The 17,458-nt window shown below is 36.2% G+C and carries 15 protein-coding genes, 1 tRNA gene and 3 pseudogenes; 10 read left to right on the top strand and 9 right to left on the bottom strand.

Going from position 1 to position 17,458, the window contains the following annotated elements; translation table 11 throughout:
- Nucleotides 1–8: 8 nt before the first annotated feature.
- The 3 genes and pseudogenes from CP366_RS05500 to CP366_RS05490 form a co-directional block, all read right to left on the bottom strand.
- A pseudogene (locus CP366_RS05500) lies at nt 9–1,425 on the bottom strand (PTS sugar transporter subunit IIC).
- Nucleotides 1,425–2,690: pseudogene (locus CP366_RS05495) on the bottom strand (glycoside hydrolase family 1 protein); the annotation flags it as partial. The pseudogenes CP366_RS05500 and CP366_RS05495, both read right to left, overlap by 1 nt.
- Nucleotides 2,691–2,867: 177 nt before the next feature.
- Nucleotides 2,868–3,728, bottom strand: coding sequence for an ROK family protein (locus tag CP366_RS05490; protein ID WP_065990390.1), 861 nt, complete (start codon nt 3,726–3,728; stop codon nt 2,868–2,870).
- Between the two features lie 118 nt (nt 3,729–3,846).
- Between CP366_RS05490 and CP366_RS05485 the strand changes: the two are divergent.
- Together CP366_RS05485 and CP366_RS05480 are read left to right on the top strand one after the other, a co-directional pair.
- Nucleotides 3,847–4,336 (top strand): annotated as a pseudogene (locus CP366_RS05485) (nitroreductase family protein).
- Nucleotides 4,337–4,442: 106 nt separating this feature from the next.
- A complete protein-coding gene (locus CP366_RS05480; RefSeq protein ID WP_089147668.1) occupies nt 4,443–5,090 on the top strand; it encodes a DUF4767 domain-containing protein in 648 nt (215 codons plus the stop codon).
- A gap of 79 nt (nt 5,091–5,169) precedes the next feature.
- Here the strand turns inward: CP366_RS05480 and eno are convergent, their stop codons facing one another.
- Nucleotides 5,170–6,456 (bottom strand): phosphopyruvate hydratase, encoded by a 1,287-nt coding sequence (gene eno, locus CP366_RS05475; protein ID WP_005718938.1) that lies wholly within the window; start codon nt 6,454–6,456, stop codon nt 5,170–5,172.
- A gap of 214 nt (nt 6,457–6,670) precedes the next feature.
- On the opposite strand from eno, the gene CP366_RS05470 reads away from it, so the two are divergent.
- A complete protein-coding gene (locus CP366_RS05470) occupies nt 6,671–7,504 on the top strand; it encodes a DegV family protein (protein ID WP_061204631.1) in 834 nt (277 codons plus the stop codon).
- Between the two features lie 39 nt (nt 7,505–7,543).
- Here CP366_RS05470 and CP366_RS05465 read toward each other — a convergent pair whose 3' ends face one another.
- The 3 genes from CP366_RS05465 to CP366_RS05455 form a co-directional block, all read right to left on the bottom strand.
- Entirely contained in the window at nt 7,544–8,119 is a 576-nt protein-coding gene (locus tag CP366_RS05465) for a phosphatase PAP2 family protein (protein ID WP_089147643.1), read from the bottom strand.
- Between the two features lie 103 nt (nt 8,120–8,222).
- A complete protein-coding gene (gene bsh / locus CP366_RS05460) occupies nt 8,223–9,200 on the bottom strand; it encodes a choloylglycine hydrolase (protein ID WP_089147642.1) in 978 nt (325 codons plus the stop codon).
- A gap of 127 nt (nt 9,201–9,327) precedes the next feature.
- Nucleotides 9,328–9,416: transfer RNA gene (locus tag CP366_RS05455), tRNA-Ser, on the bottom strand.
- 165 nt (nt 9,417–9,581) lie between these two features.
- Here CP366_RS05455 and CP366_RS05450 point away from each other — a divergent pair.
- From CP366_RS05450 to CP366_RS05435, 4 genes are all read left to right on the top strand, one after another.
- Nucleotides 9,582–10,628, top strand: a complete 1,047-nt coding sequence (locus CP366_RS05450; RefSeq protein WP_052006240.1) for a YeiH family protein — start codon at nt 9,582–9,584, stop codon at nt 10,626–10,628.
- 127 nt (nt 10,629–10,755) lie between these two features.
- Nucleotides 10,756–11,223 carry a DNA starvation/stationary phase protection protein gene (locus CP366_RS05445; RefSeq protein WP_013086212.1) on the top strand — a complete coding sequence of 156 codons (468 nt, stop codon included), beginning with the start codon at nt 10,756–10,758 and terminating at the stop codon, nt 11,221–11,223.
- 92 nt (nt 11,224–11,315) lie between these two features.
- A complete protein-coding gene (locus CP366_RS05440; RefSeq protein ID WP_013086213.1) occupies nt 11,316–11,528 on the top strand; it encodes a hypothetical protein in 213 nt (70 codons plus the stop codon).
- Nucleotides 11,506–12,222 carry an FAD-dependent oxidoreductase gene (locus CP366_RS05435; RefSeq protein ID WP_223876147.1) on the top strand — a complete coding sequence of 239 codons (717 nt, stop codon included), beginning with the start codon at nt 11,506–11,508 and terminating at the stop codon, nt 12,220–12,222. The genes CP366_RS05440 and CP366_RS05435 overlap by 23 nt, the downstream gene beginning before the upstream one ends.
- A 135-nt stretch (nt 12,223–12,357) precedes the next feature.
- On the opposite strand, the gene CP366_RS11150 is transcribed toward CP366_RS05435, so the two are convergent.
- Entirely contained in the window at nt 12,358–12,498 is a 141-nt protein-coding gene (locus CP366_RS11150; protein WP_369441013.1) for a hypothetical protein, read from the bottom strand.
- A 266-nt stretch (nt 12,499–12,764) separates the two neighbouring features.
- Between CP366_RS11150 and CP366_RS05425 the strand changes: the two genes are divergently transcribed.
- Together CP366_RS05425 and CP366_RS05420 are read left to right on the top strand one after the other, a co-directional pair.
- A complete protein-coding gene (locus CP366_RS05425) occupies nt 12,765–13,361 on the top strand; it encodes an HAD family phosphatase (RefSeq protein WP_089147641.1) in 597 nt (198 codons plus the stop codon).
- Nucleotides 13,362–13,520: 159 nt separating this feature from the next.
- Nucleotides 13,521–14,267, top strand: coding sequence for a DUF4097 family beta strand repeat-containing protein (locus CP366_RS05420; protein WP_089147640.1), 747 nt, complete (start codon nt 13,521–13,523; stop codon nt 14,265–14,267).
- Between the two features lie 717 nt (nt 14,268–14,984).
- Here CP366_RS05420 and CP366_RS05415 read toward each other — a convergent pair.
- Nucleotides 14,985–15,428 (bottom strand): GNAT family N-acetyltransferase, encoded by a 444-nt coding sequence (locus tag CP366_RS05415; RefSeq protein WP_089147639.1) that lies wholly within the window; start codon nt 15,426–15,428, stop codon nt 14,985–14,987.
- Nucleotides 15,429–15,659: 231 nt separating this feature from the next.
- Here CP366_RS05415 and CP366_RS05410 point away from each other — a divergent pair, with 231 nt between their 5' ends.
- Nucleotides 15,660–17,009: an MATE family efflux transporter gene (locus CP366_RS05410; RefSeq protein ID WP_089147638.1), complete on the top strand. Its 1,350-nt coding sequence runs from the start codon at nt 15,660–15,662 to the stop codon at nt 17,007–17,009.
- The last annotated feature ends 449 nt before the right edge of the window (nt 17,010–17,458 follow it).

Genomic DNA, 17,458 nt, shown 5'->3' with positions numbered 1-17,458 from the left:
CTCTTTTATTATTTAGTTTCGTTTGCTTGTTCACGTTTAAGTAAGATATTGTCATACTTCTTAGCAAATGGCCAATAGATCAAAGTAGAAATTACTAGAGTACATGCTTGCCAAATGGCCATCTTCCAACCTCCGATTAGGAATCCGGAAATAACAGCTGGCGTAGTCCAAGGTGCAGCCATACCATTTAATGGTGGAACAATACCAAATCTGATTACGCAGTAAGTAGAGATAGCTACGACAATTGGAGTTAAGAAGAATGGAATTGCAAGGAATGGGTTCATAACGATAGGCATACCGAAGAGGAATGGTTCGTTAATGTTGAAGATACCAGGTACTAATTCCAATTTACCTAATGATTTCATTTGTGCTGATTTAGCAGCAATTAAGATGAAGATAACTAAACCGATAGTAATACCAGAACCGGTTAAGTTAATAAAGTTGTTGTAGAATTCGTTAGTAACAACGTGAGCACCGTTGGCAATAGTTAATTTGCCGGCTCTGTATAATTGAGCGTTGTCAAATGAGTTTGCTTGAAGAAGTGAACCAGCAATGGAACCAACAATCAAACCACCGTGAACACCGAAGAACCAGAAGAATGGCACTAAGAAAGCGATAACAACTGCACCACCAAATGAATCTGATACACCTTGTAATGGTGATTGAATGGTTTTGTATACCCATTGTAAGAAGTCAGTGTGTGCAAAGTTATTAAATGCACCGAAGATAAGCATAGTAACAATTAAGATTACACCAGCTGGAATCATAGCAGTAAATTGGTTAGATACTGCAGGTGGAACTTGCTTAGGAAGCTTAATAGTCCAACCAGCTTTCATCATTGCTGAGTAAGCCCAACCAACAATCAAACCTACGATAATGGCAGCGATCATACCGTCACCACCAAGCCAATTGATGTTGATAACACCAGTTACAGGAGCTTCCAAAAATGTTTGTAAAGCATGAGGTAACTTATCAATATTTTCAGCAACCACCTTGCCGCTCATTTGACCGTTATTGATACCGGAAGTTAAAGCGGCTTTTAATGGGCTGTCGATTGCTAAAGTTTGGAGCATTAAGAAGGAAGCACATGCAGTAAGCCCACCAGCTAATGGTTCATAGCCTTCATTTTTAACATAAATATAAGCAATACCAATTGAGCCCCAAAGTGCCATAACGTTAAAAGTTGTGGTGTAGGCTTGATTGAAAATTGCCCCCCCAACCAGAAGCATTAATTGCATTAGCCACTGCTGGAATAGGGATGTTGGATAAAATTAAGAAAATAGAACCAACAATAATGAATGGCAAAGTATAGATCATACCATTCTGTAAAGCAACAATAGCTTTAGTATTAACAAATTTCATAATGGGTGGCAGAATTTTGCTGTTCACAAAATTACTGAACCCAGATTGTTTTTGATCAGTCATTATAATTCATCTCCATTATCTTTAAGTACCTTTTGAAACCAATAGAATGATTTCTTAGGCACACGTTTTAAATCTTTTAAATCGTGGTTTGATCTGTTGACGTAAACAGCACCGTAGCGTTTTTCCATATCAGCATGAGAACTTGGAATATCAATTAATCCCCAGCCAAGATAACCAAGCACCTTGGCGCCGTCATCAAAAATAGCATCTTTCATTGCTTTGATATGGTCGCGGTGATAAGCAATACGCTCATCATCTTCAATCATATGCTCACCGTCCCAAGTTTCCTTGAGGCCGATACCATTTTCAATAGGGAAAATAGGAATACGGTAGTAGTTGTACATTGTAGTAATTGCATTCCTAAATCCTAGTGGATCAATTGCCCAGCCCCAATCGTTTGTCTTAACATATTTGGACTCAACTCCGCCCTTGTTAAGGTAATGGTTAGGAGCTTCACCATCAGGAATTTTATCGCTAGATAAAACCCAGGATGAATAGTAAGAAAATGCTAGGAAATCAGCTTTAGCTTTCTTCATAATTTCTTTATCTTCATCTGTAATGTCCATTTGAATGCCATGATTTTTGACATATTGCATTACTTCTGGTGAATAGCCGCAGCCGGTGTCAGCATCGTAAATATTAAAGTTTAAAAACTCTTGTACTTGCTTTGCTGCCCAAACGTCTTCAGGTTTACCCGTTGCTGGATAAATTTGTTGGTAAGCAAGCATTCCACCAATTTTTACGTCTGAGTGATTTTCGTGGATGTAATTTGCTAATTGAATATGACACATCATCGTATGGTGGAAGATAGTGTACATATCATCCAAACTTTTATCTCCAGATTCGTAACCTGAAATATTAAAAACTTCATCTTGGAAATATAGATTATGCTCGTTGAAGACAATCCAATATTTCACTCGATCACTGAAATGATCGATCGTTTTTTTACCAAAACGGACAAAGGCGTCAACTACGTGCCGTGACATAAAACCGTTGTACTTTTTGGCTAAATTAAGCGGCATATCAAAGTGGTAAAGACAGATCATTGGTTGAATGCCACGTTTAAGCATTGCATTAACTAATCGATCATAGAAGTCAATACCTTTTTGATTGAAGTCGCCGTCTCCATCAGGACAAACACGAGACCATGAAATTTGAATACGATACATGTTCATGTTCATGTCCTTCAGTAAGTTGAGGTCTTCGTCATATCTATGATATTCATCAATTGCTACATGCCAGTCACTAGTATTGTCAGTAGCAGGTCAGTCATCTAGATCCTCTCTCCTCTGTAAGTGCTTTCATTTTTTTACACAAATAAGTATAGCATAATTCATGCAAAAATAAATATCTTTTTATATAAAAAATATATACTTTTTATAAATACAAAACAAAAAGCCCATCACAGCGGGCTTTTAACGGAATTAAATAATTATCAAAATTTAATGTGCTTGTTCAAAATCTGCAACTGCGCCACGTAAGTTTGCATTACTCTTCAAACTGCAAAGCACAATTTCAGGTTTAATACTTGCTGGATTGACTTGTTTGCGAATATAGTCAATTTCGCGATTCAATAACGGAATTAATTCTGGATTATTAGAAATGCCACCGCCAATTACAATTTTGTCAGGGTCAAAACTTTGCTGAACGTTGTAAATTGCTAAGGCTAGGGAATGAATTAAGGTTTGACGCTCATCGCTGGCTACTGGATCATCTTCGTCTGCTAAAGCGAAGACTGTTTTACCATCAAGTTTTTTACCAGTTCTTTCGTTATAGCGGTTAGCCATTGCCACTGGGGATGCCAGATCACTAACAGATTTTGTACCAATGCTCATGTAACCGAATTCACCACCAAATAGGTGAGCGCCATGCCAGACTTTTTGATTAATAATGATGGCACCACCAATACCTGTACCAATAACAAAGAAAGCCATGCTGTCACTACCTTTGCCAGCACCTTCTGCTAATTCGCCTAACGCAGCGGAGTTGGCATCATTTTCTATAGAAACAGGTAATTCAAAACGCTTTTTTAATTCGTCAACGATTTTAAAGTTATGGATGTATGGAAGGGCAGAAGAACCACCAATAATGCCATTTTTTTGGTCAACTGCACCTGGTGAAGAGATTGCCACACCTTTTATTTTGGTATTTTGTTTAATTTTATTAACTTCTGCAGTCAAAATATCGTAAAAAATATTTAAATCCTTTGGCGTATTAACGGCATGTTTATCCTGTAATTTGCCGTCTTTCCAAGTTGCGAGTTTAATCGTTGTACCACCAATATCAATTGCTGCTAAATTCATTATGTATTCACCTCATAAAAATCTATACTTTTTACCACCATCATAATTATTAATGAAAACGTTGTCAATAAAATCTTGAATGCTAAAATAGGCATGTAAAGTAAAAACGGAGGCATATATGGTTAATTCAATTTTTACAAATCGGAGAGCTGTTAGAAACTTTAGCAGTGAATCTATTTCGGACGATGAGATTAAGAGTCTAATTGCTGCTTTTCAAACGGACTCCTTGTGGAATGCATCAGACAGATGTAATGAGCTTGGTGGTTGTTAAAGATGAAGCATTGCGCGACAAGATTGAGACGAAGACCGATAATGCGTGTTATCATGCCCCAGTATTATTTATAATTAATACTAAAAAAGACAGCATGTTTGGCGAGCGGGATGCATCCTGTGGTGCAGAGAACATTATGCTTGAGGCGACAGACTTAGGTCTTGGCTCAGTTTATGTAATGGGCGGTGCAGCTAGATTAAATGATGACAGCGAATTGCAGAAGGAGCTGGGGATTGATCCTGCCTTTCAGACGAGTGTCATCGTGCCGGTTGGCAAGATTGGAGAAAAACCGGAAGCAACGGATCGTTCAAATCGTTATCAAGTTACAATTTATTAATTAAAAAGAGCTAATGTGAAAATTAGTTCTTTTTTTGTTTAAACAGCGGTTAAAGAGGGAGGTTTTGTGTGATAATAGACATAAGAAATAACAAATGGAGCTATTTATGAATAGAAAAATTTTTGTAAGTATTGCTGCAGTCACTTTAGCTGTGACTTTGACGGGTTGTAGTCAAGTACATTTTGGTAAAGATGCAGTGACGATTGGTGAAGTAAAACAAAATAAGAAAACAGTAAACGTAAAAAAGGCTAAATCTGCCAAGGTACAATCTTCAAGTTCCAAGAAGATTAAGCCTAAAAAAGACTCGAAAAAGAAAATCAAAGAGAATAAGAAAAATAAGACTAAAAAGTCGGCTGTTGTAATTTGGAATACAGCTAAGACAGCCAAGTTAAAGACTGCAGTCAATAACTGGGGTAAAAAGTCCGGTCAGACCTATCAGTTTTATGATGGGAAAAAGAATTTAAAGACCAAAAATGGTGCAACTTATCCTGGAGTGCTAGCAACTAATCGGTTTGTTTTGAATAAAAAGTCAATTAAGATAGGCTACAGTCCAACGGGCAAGGCAAAATATGATTATAATGTGCTGGCAATTGCTAATGATGACTTTAAATCTTGGCACAATACTTACTTATTCTGCCTTAAATCTGATAAGCTGGTTATCTTGCTTGATCAGTCTAGGAATGGCAACCCAATTGTAGTTAAAGTAGTTAAAGATACATCTCTGAATAAAATCTTTAGTCAATTAGTAAAATAAAGATTAAATGAGTAAGCAAAAAAGCATGAGAAAATTAATTCTCATGCTTTTTTTGAAATTGTACTCGGTTAACTCGAAATTAATCGTGATCAACATCGTCTGGGAAGAAGGCAAGACGTTCACCATCGCCAAGTTCTTCTTCGATTTCAAGTAAGCGGTTGTACTTTTCAACACGTTCTGAACGAGCTGGAGCACCGGTCTTAAGTTGACCACCGTTAACAGCAACAGCTAAGTCAGCGATGAAGGTGTCACCAGTTTCACCTGAACGGTGAGAAATCATAGTGTTGTAACCGTTCTTACGTGAAAGACGAATAGTTTCAAGGGTTTCAGTAACAGTACCGATTTGGTTCAACTTGATAAGTGAAGCATTACCAGCACCTTCCTTGATAGCCTTAGTCAAAAGTGCAGGGTTAGTACAAATGAAGTCGTCAAGAACGATTTGGATACGGTCCTTGTGGCTCTTAGTGAACTTAACCATACCGTCAACATCGTTTTCGTCGTATGGGTCTTCCATAGAAATTAATTCTGGGAATTCGTCCAAAAGCTTGTCGTAGTAATCTGCTAATTCTTCATCAGTAAGAACCTTACCTTCAAGGTGGTACTTGTGATCATCCTTGTTGTAGAAGTATGAAGCAGCACAGTCACATGCAATAGCGATATCTTCACCTGGCTTGTAACCAGCCTTGATGATTGATTCGTGAAGAGCCTTCAAAGCTTCTTCTGAGTTCTTCATGTTAGGAGCGAAACCACCTTCGTCACCTAAACCAGTTTCGTAACCCATGTCTTCAAGAACCTTCTTCAAGGTGTGGTATACGTTAACGATCTTTTCGAAACCGTCACGGAATGAAGTCTTAGCAACTGGAGTGATCATGAATTCTTGAATGTCGATACCGTTGTCAGCGTGTTCTCCACCGTTGATAACGTTGTGGAAAGTTTGTGGCATTTCAAGATCAGTACCGCCAAGGTATCTGTACAATGGAAGGTGAGCATCGTTAGCAGCTGCAACTGCAACAGCCATAGATACACCTAAGATAGCGTTGGCACCAAGACGACCCTTGTTTGGAGTACCGTCTAAGTCAATCATGGTCTTGTCAATCTTTGGTTGGTTGTATGGGTCCATACCCTTAAGAGCATCGTTAATTTCAGTGTTAACGTTGTTAACAGCCTTTGAAACACCCTTACCACCAAGACGTGAACCACCGTCACGTAATTCAACAGCTTCGTTTTCACCAGTTGAAGCACCTGATGGAACTTCAGCCTTACCTACGACACCGTTTGAAAGAGTAACGTGAACTTCAACAGTTGGGTTACCACGTGAGTCGAAAATTTCAAGTGCGTGTACATTTTCAATAACTGATTTGAGCATTAATAAACCTCCTCAAAAATTATGGTATGTTTTTCATACCATACGGAACAATTTTTGCTCCGCTTTACATCTCAAATTTTAGCCTAACTTTGTGACGGTGTAAACATATGAAAGCGGTTTACATTTTAAAAATTAGTAAAGCAGTCTAAAAAACTCTATATCAAAGGACTATAATATATGTATTAAAATAAATACAAAAAATAAGGAATCTAAAATGGAAAATATTAAATTAATTGTTGACTCAAGTGCCAATATGAATAATGATCCGGCGCGTAATTTGGAAGTAGTGCCTCTGACAATTTCTTTTGGTGGTAAGGACTACCTTGATAATCAAGATTTGAATATGAAGGAATTTTTGTCCAATATGAACCAAAATAATGTGGCAGGCAAAACAACTTGTCCAAGTATTCAAGCATGGCTTGACGCACTTGAAGGAACAGAAAAAGCGATTATCGTCACAATGACCAGCGGGATGAGTGGCACTTTTTCTTCAGCCCTTCAGGCAAAAGCAATGTATGAGGAAAAACATCCCTTGAGTAAAATTATAGTAGTTGATTCAAGAAGTGCGGGACCTGAGCTAGCAATCATAGTCCATGGTATTGAGAAAATGCTGCAAGGTGAAATGCGCTTTGTAGATCTAGAAGAAGCAATTGCTAAGTTTAGAATGCAGACTCATTTGCTTTTTGTTTTGCAATCACTACATAATTTATCTTTAAACGGTCGTGTTTCACCAGCTGTAGCCAAAATCGCAGGTTTGCTCAAAATCAACTTGATCGGAACAGCAAGTAAAGAAGGAAAACTTGAGCCACTTACTAAGGCTCGTGGAATGAAAAAGGCCATCCGTGAAATTATCAAGTATATGAAGGAAGATAATTATCACGGTGGCGAAGTGATAATCGATCATTGCGAAAATGAAAAAGATGCAGAAATAATTAAAAATAAAATATTGGAGGAATACCCTGAAGCTCAAATTACTATTCGTCCAATGCATGGTTTATGTAGTTTCTATGCTGAAGAAGGCGGCATTATGGTAGGCTTTCATGAATAAAAAATAAGGATCGCGCTCAAGTGCTGAACGTGATCCTTTTTAAATCGCTAAAAATAGTTGCTGCGAAATACTGAAACAAACGATTGCTAAACTAGTAGCACCAAGAACATCAGAAGGATAGTGGGCCTTTAAACTTAAACGAGAGAAAATTACCATTGCCCAAATAGCTACTACGGCAATAACAAATCCGGTTCCAAGATCTTTGGCAAATAGTTGTAGTACGATTAAGCCCATGGTTGTGGCACCTAAAACATGACCGCTGGGAAAGCTATAGCCATCTTCTTTATCGGAATGTAATAATGGTCGCTTGCGCCGAATAAGTTTTTTTAGAATAATACCAGAAATGTCAGCAAATCCTAGAGTTCCTAATACCCAAAGAGCGGTTAGATTTCGTTGTTCGTTTAAAAGTAGGCCTGCTAATAATACATCCCAAACGACCATTAGTTTAGGATCATTAATAAAAGCGATAACCTGCCAGTTGTAGCCATCATGACGTTTGACCAATTGGTGGTGAAGCCAGTGATCAAATAGATTGAAACGACGTGAATTTTTGATATTAAAAATAAGCCAGAGCAAAACTGCCGCAGACAGTAGCAGTACAAAATAATTATTCATTAATAAGAAAATCCCCACTTACTATATAAGTACAATCTATTTTAACCGGAAAAACAAAAATAATGCTAATCTTTAAATAAAATTAACATTATTTTTCAATTATTTAGTTTTGGTGATTAAATGTTGGCTTAGTTAACATATCATACTTGATTAATTCCTTAGCATCGAGGTCTTCTTTGTTTATGTCAACGACATTAATTTGCTGATTAGTATAAGTAGTGTAATAGAAAATCCCTTTGTCAAGGTTGGTACCATCAGAGTAAATAGTGTATTCAAATGAATTAGGACCAACTTGATCAAGTCCTTTTTGTTGTTCAACAGAATGCAAAATATGGAAGTAATTGTCTACGTTTTCTTCCTCACTTTTACCAACAGGAGCGTTGAACTTGTTAAAAGCTACACGAACAAAGCGCGATTCTGAATCCATCCCACCTGGCAAATTGCGTGAACCAAGCCCACGGCTGTAGCCATTCATATTGACCCCTTTTGAAAAGTTGTTCTTAGGCATTGCAGGTGAAACATCAGCATAATTATTTAAATTAAATAATTGACATGAAAACTGAGGATTGTTAGTCAGGCAACCGACAGGATTATCATAAACGTGCATTCCATCTTTATCGGTTTCAACGACAATTGAAACACCTGTCTTATCGGCAATTAACCAATGAAGTGGGGATGCCTGCATCTTGTCAGAGAAATTAAGGTTAACAATGTTGATCTTTTTAAGTAATACCTTAGCATCCGCTACAGTTGCGCATTGACCCAGAATCCAGGGAATAAATTCAAATGAAGCAATGTTGTCTTTATTGGCAACTTCATCATAGTAGGTAGCATTGTCAGGGTAGTTAAGTCCTGCCATGCCTAAACCTTTTTCATTAGCTGCGTCAAAGTAGAGCGGATAATTACCAGCATCAAGTGCAATACCAACCATAGCATAATGATGCTTCATTTCAGGCATCTTGCGGAAGTTGAAAGCATAATTGCGTGGGGTAACTACAACTTGTTGGCCGAAAGTAATCTCAAGATCGAGGTTACGTCCAAAATAGTGATCTTGTGGACTGAAAATAATTGAAGTACACATAATATATAATCTCTTTTCTATATCTTTAAATAATGTGCTATTAGCAAGTATAGCATTTAAATATTAAAAAATGACTAAGATAAAAAAGACCAAGCATTGCACTTGGTCTTTTCCACATATTGACAAAAGGAGTGTACAGGATTTGAACCTGCGCGCCAAGGAAAACTTGGTTCGCCGGATTTCGAGTCCGGTGCATTACCACTCTGCCAACACTCCGTAACAAAAGTATTATAACCTACTTAACTAAATAATGCCAAAATATTTTATTTTTAGTTAATGTGAATTTATTAACAATTTACCTTGTCAAAAATAGAAAATAATAGTATACTTATTACTATCATCATAAAGGGAGTTGTGTTTGTCAAATTAAACAGATCACATATGGAGGGATTTTTGTTGACAAACATAATTAAAACTAAATCATTCTGGTTAGCTACGGCGATGACCTTATTTTGTTCTGTAGCAGGAATTTTCTTGGCTAAATTGCCATACGTAAACTTAATCGGGGCATTGGTAATTGCATTGTTATTAGGGATTGCATTGCAAATAACGCCTCAGAGCGTACAAGCTGAAGCGAAAGCTGGCATGGGTTTTATTTCCAACAAGTTTTTAAGATTAGGGATTATCTTGTTAGGATTTAGACTCAATTTGACTAAGTTGGCTGATGCAGGAGTTAAGACTATACTGGTTGCGGCGCTGGCAGTTAGTGGAACAATTGTGCTTACTTATTGGCTTAGCCGTAAGTTTGGTGCTGAAGATGAGTTAGCTATTTTGTCGGCTTGTGGTTGTGGAGTTTGTGGTGCAGCTGCCGTTATGGGCGTGTCACCACAAATCGAGACAAGCGATGAAGAAAGAAAAAGAGAAAACGAAGTTCTAGCGGTGGCTGTTGTTTGTGTCATGGGAACGGTGTTTACATTACTTGAAATCGTGCTCAAACCGCTTCTTGGCTTAACTGATACACAATATGGAGTAGTAGCGGGTGGATCTTTACACGAAATTGCTCATGCGGTTGCAGCGGGAAGTGCTTTTGGTGAAGTCAGTTTGGATAGCGCTCTAATTATGAAGTTATCTCGTGTATTACTTTTAGCACCGATTGCTTTAATTGTGGGCTATTGGTACCAAAAGCGTTTGGTTACGGAAAGTGAAGCAGAACATACTAGAGCACCGAAGAAATTACCAATTCCTTGGTTCTTGGGTGGATTTATCTTAACTAGTATTATTGGTACATTTTTACCAATGTCTGCGCGGACTTTAGACTTCTTAGTGCAAGCAGCATATGTCTTTTTAGGGATGGCAATGGCTGCATTGGGAATTTCCGTTAACTTCAAGGTAATCTTTAAGCGTGGCGGTTCAGTCTTTGGGGCTGCCGCAGTTAGCTCAACTTGTTTGTTGGTATTCATGATTATTATGAGTAAAATTTTCTTTTAAACTTACTTAAAAATGTGCTTGTTCGGGCACATTTTTTATTACATAAAACATATAATTTGATGAAAGCGATAACAAAATATATAATAGTTATATAAAGTTAAGTTACTAATTGAAAGAGGGCTAATTTATGAAGTATCCTAAAACCAAAGAAATATTAAATCAAGCTGTTGCTGATACTACTCAATTAATGATGGTTGTCCGCCAACAACATTGGTATATGCGTGGACCTGAATTTTTAAAATTGCACCCATATTTAGACAAGGTAATGGATGAACTTGATGAACAACGTGACTTGATCTCTGAAAGATTGATTACCATTGATGGGTCACCATATTCAAGCTTACAGGAAGTGCTTGATCATACTAAGATCGAAGCTCATCCTGGCGAATGGGGAATTTCAACTAGAGAAAGATTTGCGACTATCATTGCTGGTTATCGTTATTTGGAGCACCTTTATGAAGAAGGAATCAAGGTAAGTGACGAGGAAGGCGACTATGGCTCAAATGATATCTTAACGTCATGCCATACAGATATTGAAAAGAGAATCTGGATGATGCAAGCTCAAATCGGCAAGGCCCCTGAGATTGATGAATAAAATATAGATTAAATGAATGCGTCCACATCCTACTTGGGAAGGGGATGCATTTTTGTTATAATCGAAAACTATAGAATAGAAGGGGAATTTTTTTGCAAATAAGAACTGCTACTGTTCAAGATTTAAGCCAAATTTGTGCTTTTTACAAACAAGTTTGTCTTGATCAAAAAACGGATGATTATAGTCCCGACTGGCATTGGGGTGTTTACCCGAGTGAAGAAGGATTAAAGCAGCAAATTAATAATGCGACTGTAATTATAGCTACCGACAATGATAAGGTTATTGAACTTTGTCGATCATGTTAATAAAAATGCAACTAAGGAGCACGATCAAAAATTCTTAAAACAATTGTTAGAAGAGTCTGGAAAAACATTTGATGATTTAGTAGCCTTAACAAATTCGCAAGTAAGTATTTTTTCTGATAGTCCAATTATTATTGCTAATTTCACTAATGGCGCACATTTAGCAGAAATGCTGGCTAATTACATTAAAGAACATGGCGGCGGGTTTTATTTGAACAGTCGGGTTACAAAAATAATAGATGATGGAACCAAAGTATCAGGGTTGCAAGTGAGAAATTCAGCAGGTGAATTTACTATTAGTGCTAAAGCTGTAGTAATTGCCACAGGCGGTGCTTCTTATGAAAAGGATGATCTTCTTAATAAGGTCACACCATCTGTTGCTAAGGTTCATGTCTTTAACGAAGCTAGTCCTGCCAATACTGGTGATGGTTATAGTTTACTGAAGGCTGTTAATGCAGAGTTTTCAAATAATGATGTTTATAAGAATGGAACGATTGATTTTGCCCCACAATTATTTATCACTTGGAATACTGTACCTGATTATTCAAAAACAATGTTAATTGATGAGAATGGCAAACGTTTTTCTAATGAGGCACCATATAATTTCTTGAATTTAACAACGGAAATGTACAAGCATGGAAGTGAAAAGTATAGAAGAAAATCCCCAAGTATATGTACATGCCAATTCAATTGTTGAACTAGCTAATAAATTGAAGATTGATGCAAATAGTCTAAAAGATACTTTTATAAAATATCAAAATGCTACTGAGACAGGTAAGGATGAATTTGGCAAAGACAAAACGCATCTTGAAAAGTTTACTGGCAATGACTTTTATGCAGTATATGCAATGCTAGGGTCATGGGAAACAATTAACATGAAAACGAAAAGTGGAGCAACGAAGCGAGCAATTAAACTGCACCAATTTGGTAGAATATCCAATAGAAGATAGCTGTAGATATGATCAAAGATCATAAACACAACTGCTAAAGTTTTTAATTGATTGCCGTCTAGGCTGAATGCTTTTTTATTCAAAATCATCATCCTTTTTATGTAATTGATAATAATCATTACACTGTATTATGTGTCTATTACAATGCTCTTGGCTAAAAGATTTAATGACTTCACTTATCCTGTGTTTATTTGATAAAAAGAAAAAGTCAATTTTTATTTTTCTTTCGCAGTGATACAAGAAAGCATAAAATTAAGATGTGAATTAAAAGTATTAGAAGGGACATTTTATGCTAAAAAATATTATTTTTGATTTTGGCAACGTCATTATGAATTACAATCCTGATGAAATTTTATATCATTATCAATTAACATCAGAAGAACATGATTTATTGAGAAAAACGATTTTTGAATCAAAAGAATGGTCTGAAATTGATGCAGGAAAAATCGATGAAAAAGAGGCGACTAAGATTTTTATTAGTCGGGTACCTGTTGAGCTGCAGAAGAAGGTTAAGCAAATTATGACAACTTGGCCTGAAAATGTAGATTTCTATGAACCTGTTTTTCGTTTTATGGATCAACTAAGAAAGCAAGGCTATCATATCTACGCCTTGTCTAATACAGGGATGGAATTTGCTAACTTTGTTAAAAATTCTTCGATGGGTGATTATTTTGATGGTTTTGTCTTTTCTGCACAGGAAAAAATGATGAAGCCTGATAAGCAGATTTATCAATGTTTGTTAAAACGATATGATTTAAACCCAGAAGAATGTTTATTTGTTGATGATTTGGGAAATAATACCAAAGCTGCAAGTGAATTAGGGATACAGGCGTTCACGTTTAAAATTGATCGTTTAGACGAATTGAAAAAGAAAATTTTAGGATGAAGGATAGACGACTTAAGTTAAAACTTAAGTTGTCTATTTTTGCATTTCAGCCGCAAATTTTGACCACTTAGTAAATTACGGTTGAAAAATAGTAATATGATAGTAAACTTAAAGAAAAATAAGAATAATAGCTAAAAGGTAAAAATGAGGAGAAAGAAAATGTTTTTTGACAAAAATGAAGACAATGAAGTGAAAATTGTTGATGAAGTTTTAAGTAATGATAGCTTTGACAAGTTAAGCGTTGATTTAGTAGATATTGATTTTACATTGGTTGGTGGTGATCAGTTCGAGGTACATTACCACGGTCCAGAAGATAAGAAGCCGATTGTAACTAATGCGGGTAAAACTCTTGAATTAAAAGAACCTAAGGTTGAACGCAAGAATGGTAAATTCTGGAAAAGAAAGCATGTTGAAATCAGTATTGTGAGTCAAGATGATATTGGTGCATTAAAAGTTACAGTGCCGGTAGAACATAAATTAGTTAACGCTACTTTGAAGTTGACTAGTGGTGACACTGTTGTAAAACAAGTTGAGTTAGAGACATTAACATTTACTGCTCTTAGTGGTGATCTTCATTTGAAGAAAGTAAAAGTAGATGAAGTTGCAATAACTGAAACTTCAGGTGATATTAAATTAAAGAAGGTATTGCTAAATCGTGGTAAGATTAAGCTAGTTAGCGGTGACTTTACCATTAAAGATAGCCAAATTCTTGATGATCTTGATGTGGCAACGACTTCAGGTGATAATTTGGCTGAAAATATTGAAGTGGATCAATGTGATTTGAAGACTGTAGTCGGTGATAATTCAATCTTTGGTGGTAAGGCAACTCATGCACAGGTAGGTAAGGAGATAAATGGCAGTCACTTAGTGATGCACACAGTGTCAGGTGATAATACAGTAAAATAATTAGAATATTAAAAAGAGACCAGCTGTCTTCATAGACAAACCGGTCTCCTTTTAATTAATGCTACTGGTTGTTATTAGCAACTAATCATTTTTGCATCCAACGTTAGAAAAATATGCTTTTCATACTTTTCTTTATTCAGCCATAGGATAACAAGACCGCCCACAGATTAGCTATTTCTGCTTCTTTCTTGCGTTGGGTTCAAAGAACCTACCAAATGTCCTAAACGGATTGCTTACCGTAAACTTTCACTTGATGTGCGTTCTATATATTGTACCTAATAGTATCATTTAATCTTGCCGATTAAGCTACTCGTTCTTTTCTGACCTGTTATAGCATGCTTTTGATCGCATACGTCACAGCAAACAAGCTTGTTGGTCATTACATTGAGGTTCCAATTAAGTTTTCCGCCTTAATTATTAGGTCAAAAACCCTGATGCAAGCTGATTTTCACATCAACTTATTGTGCTTGCCAGCTCAGAAAAAGCCTTACGCTGAAATACATTGACTACCATCGCCTGGCAGAAAGTCTTTTGGACCTATCTCTGATAAGAATATCTCCAAGATTCAGAAAACAGCAGGTATCCTTGCTGTTCGCCTTATCTGACTTACAGGTAATTTACGGAAAGGATTATCAGTCCGTTATACATCCGTATCAGCAGCGTCTTCTATAATATAGAAGAGTATATTATTAGGCAAATAATATTACTTAAAAATATTTAGTTAAATAATTTCATTTTCAAAATTGGATAAGGATTACCTTGATCATCCGTTTCAGAGCGTTTAACTACCTTTAATCCCAGATGTTCATAGAAGCCAACTGCTTGTGGGTTTTGTTCATTGACAGCTAATTCATCAATGTTTAACTCTTGAATACCGTAATTCAATAATTTGCTGCCATATCCCTTGCTGCGTGTTTGCGCATCAATGAAGAGCATTTCAACTTTTTGGTCATTGATTCCCATAAAGCCTTTAATTTGTTCATGATCGATAATGATTAATAAATGCTCCACTTGTTTAAACGCTTGTGGTACATAGTTGCGTATTTGCAAGATTTCATCATTGTTTAAAAATTTATGTGTGGCGCGGACGCTGCTTTCCCAGATGGTTAAAAGTTCTTGCTCAGTTGGTTGATTAAGTTTACTGATTTCTTTAATTTGCATAGTAATTTCCCTCAAATATTTTGGTAATAGTTTAGCATAGATGGAGATTTCTCTGAGGCTATAAACAAAAAACAATGACACTTACCGAATTAAAAACGCCATTGCATCTAATCAAAGAATTTGTTTAAATTAACATATAATACATGAATATCAAGTAACATAAGTGACCTAGAATCATGAGGATAACTCCCAAATAATTTTTTAGGTTGCTTTTTCTTTTGAGGCAAACAAATGGACGAATTATTTGCAAAGGCACCAATTAAGCAAGTTTATTTTAAATTATCGTTACCTGTAGTCTTGGGTATGATCACTACCATGATTTATAATCTGGCAGATACAATGTTTGTTGCCAAAACAGGCGATACTAATCTAGTTGCAGGAATTACGATCGGTGCGCCACTTTTTACATTTTTAATAGCTATTGCCGACATTTTTGGTTTAGGTGGTTCGTCAGTTATTTCTCGCTTATTTGGTGAGAAAAAATACGAGCTCAGCAAAAGAATCAGCAGTTTTTGTCTGTATGGTGGAGCGATTACTGGGCTGCTTTTGACAGTAATCTTGCTAATCTTTGAGCATCCTATTTTAACCGTATTAGGAGCAAAAGCGGCAACTTATAGCGATGCAGCTGATTTTTATCGTGTGCTTTCCATTGGAGCAGTCTTTATTATTCTGAGCCTTATTCCACAGAACTTAATTCGAACAGAGGGATTGGCAGTTGAGGCGATGATTGCCACAATGACAGGAACTATTTTAGCTATCATTTTAGATCCAATTTTTTTATTTGTTTTAAAGTGGGGTGCTACAGGAGTAGGAATTGCCAATATTTTAGGTTATGTTGTAACTGACTTGATTTTAGTAATTATGATTCTGCAAAAAGCAAGATTCATTACTCTAGATCCCAAGTTAATTAAAATTAATGCTGAATCAATCAAGGAAGTAGTAGCAATCGGTATTCCTGGATCAATTACTAATTTTGCTCAAAGCTTTGGCATGGCTTTATTGAATTCGTCACTGGCAATTTATGGTGCTGATAAGGTCGCTGCAATGGGGATTACACAAAAAATATATGGAATTGTGATTTTGGTGATTGTTGGTTTTGCCTTTGGTGCACAACCTTTATTAGGCTACAACTATGGTGCTCAGAATTGGCGGCGGCTTAGAGATATTCTTCGCTTTGATATTTTAGTTCAAGTTGTATATGCGGTAATTGTTGGTGGATTATTAATTGTTTTTGCCCGTCCTGTCACAGCATTATTCATGAATCAGCCGGATATTGTTAGTGCTGGTAGTTACATGTTGTTAGCTACGATTGTTACTACGCCTGTAGTAGGAATCGTATTGGTTTATACAACTGTTTTCCAATCTGTTGGTAATGCTTGGGGTGCCTTTATTATGGCAATCGCTAGACAAGGTGTGATTTATTTTGTGATTCTAGAATTGATGAAGATGACGCTGGGCTATCACGGTATTGTTTGGTCTCAAGCAATTAGTGATATATTGACATGTGTAATTGGTTTCTTTATTTATGAAAAAGCTTTGGATTTAAAAGATAAGATTGAAAGCGCAAAAAATAAAGAGTAAATAAAAATGAGAGAAAAGCTAGTGCAGATATTTCTGATTCAGATGATGCAAGTAACTACAATATAGTTAGAGAATTAGTAGAAGGATAACGTTGAGATGATGAGTGCCTTTTCTGACCTTAGAATTAATTTTTTGCACTATCTGGTCTTGATCATTGATGATGAATAATTTTTTGATCATAATTAGCATAAGAATTGGTTAAATCAAAGCATCATAATGACCGTTTAGCATGTAAATAGACTATCGAAACATTATTTAAATATTCAATAACTGAAAAATAAATCTTTTTATAGAAAAATATATAACTAAACGCGTGGTGCTAGTTAAATCGTTTTAGTTAATAAAAAAGTCCAATTAGACTAGACTCAAGTTGTAAGTAATTTAAATAGAAAAGAGTCTGATCTAATTGAACTATCTCAAGCTTAAGCGTTTTTCTCACCATTTACAAG

Source organism: Lactobacillus sp. UMNPBX15, from assembly GCF_002553785.1.
In the GTDB taxonomy this organism is placed as follows: Bacteria; Bacillota; Bacilli; order Lactobacillales; family Lactobacillaceae; genus Lactobacillus; species Lactobacillus crispatus.
The sequence above is the reverse complement of the archived record's forward strand: the minus strand, read 5'-3'. Positions and strand labels throughout refer to the sequence as shown.

Coding starts and splice junctions, on each gene's coding strand:
- CP366_RS05490 (WP_065990390.1), bottom strand. CDS start 3,728: ATGAATTTAGCAGCAATTGATATTGGTGGTACAACGATTAAACTCGCA.
- CP366_RS05480 (WP_089147668.1), top strand. CDS start 4,443: ATGAATAGAAAAATTTTTGTAAGTATTGCTGCAGTCACTTTAGCTGTG.
- eno (WP_005718938.1), bottom strand. CDS start 6,456: ATGCTCAAATCAGTTATTGAAAATGTACACGCACTTGAAATTTTCGAC.
- CP366_RS05470 (WP_061204631.1), top strand. CDS start 6,671: ATGGAAAATATTAAATTAATTGTTGACTCAAGTGCCAATATGAATAAT.
- CP366_RS05465 (WP_089147643.1), bottom strand. CDS start 8,119: ATGAATAATTATTTTGTACTGCTACTGTCTGCGGCAGTTTTGCTCTGG.
- bsh (WP_089147642.1), bottom strand. CDS start 9,200: ATGTGTACTTCAATTATTTTCAGTCCACAAGATCACTATTTTGGACGT.
- CP366_RS05450 (WP_052006240.1), top strand. CDS start 9,582: ATGGAGGGATTTTTGTTGACAAACATAATTAAAACTAAATCATTCTGG.
- CP366_RS05445 (WP_013086212.1), top strand. CDS start 10,756: ATGAAGTATCCTAAAACCAAAGAAATATTAAATCAAGCTGTTGCTGAT.
- CP366_RS11150 (WP_369441013.1), bottom strand. CDS start 12,498: ATGATCTTTGATCATATCTACAGCTATCTTCTATTGGATATTCTACCA.
- CP366_RS05425 (WP_089147641.1), top strand. CDS start 12,765: ATGCTAAAAAATATTATTTTTGATTTTGGCAACGTCATTATGAATTAC.
- CP366_RS05420 (WP_089147640.1), top strand. CDS start 13,521: ATGTTTTTTGACAAAAATGAAGACAATGAAGTGAAAATTGTTGATGAA.
- CP366_RS05415 (WP_089147639.1), bottom strand. CDS start 15,428: ATGCAAATTAAAGAAATCAGTAAACTTAATCAACCAACTGAGCAAGAA.
- CP366_RS05410 (WP_089147638.1), top strand. CDS start 15,660: ATGGACGAATTATTTGCAAAGGCACCAATTAAGCAAGTTTATTTTAAA.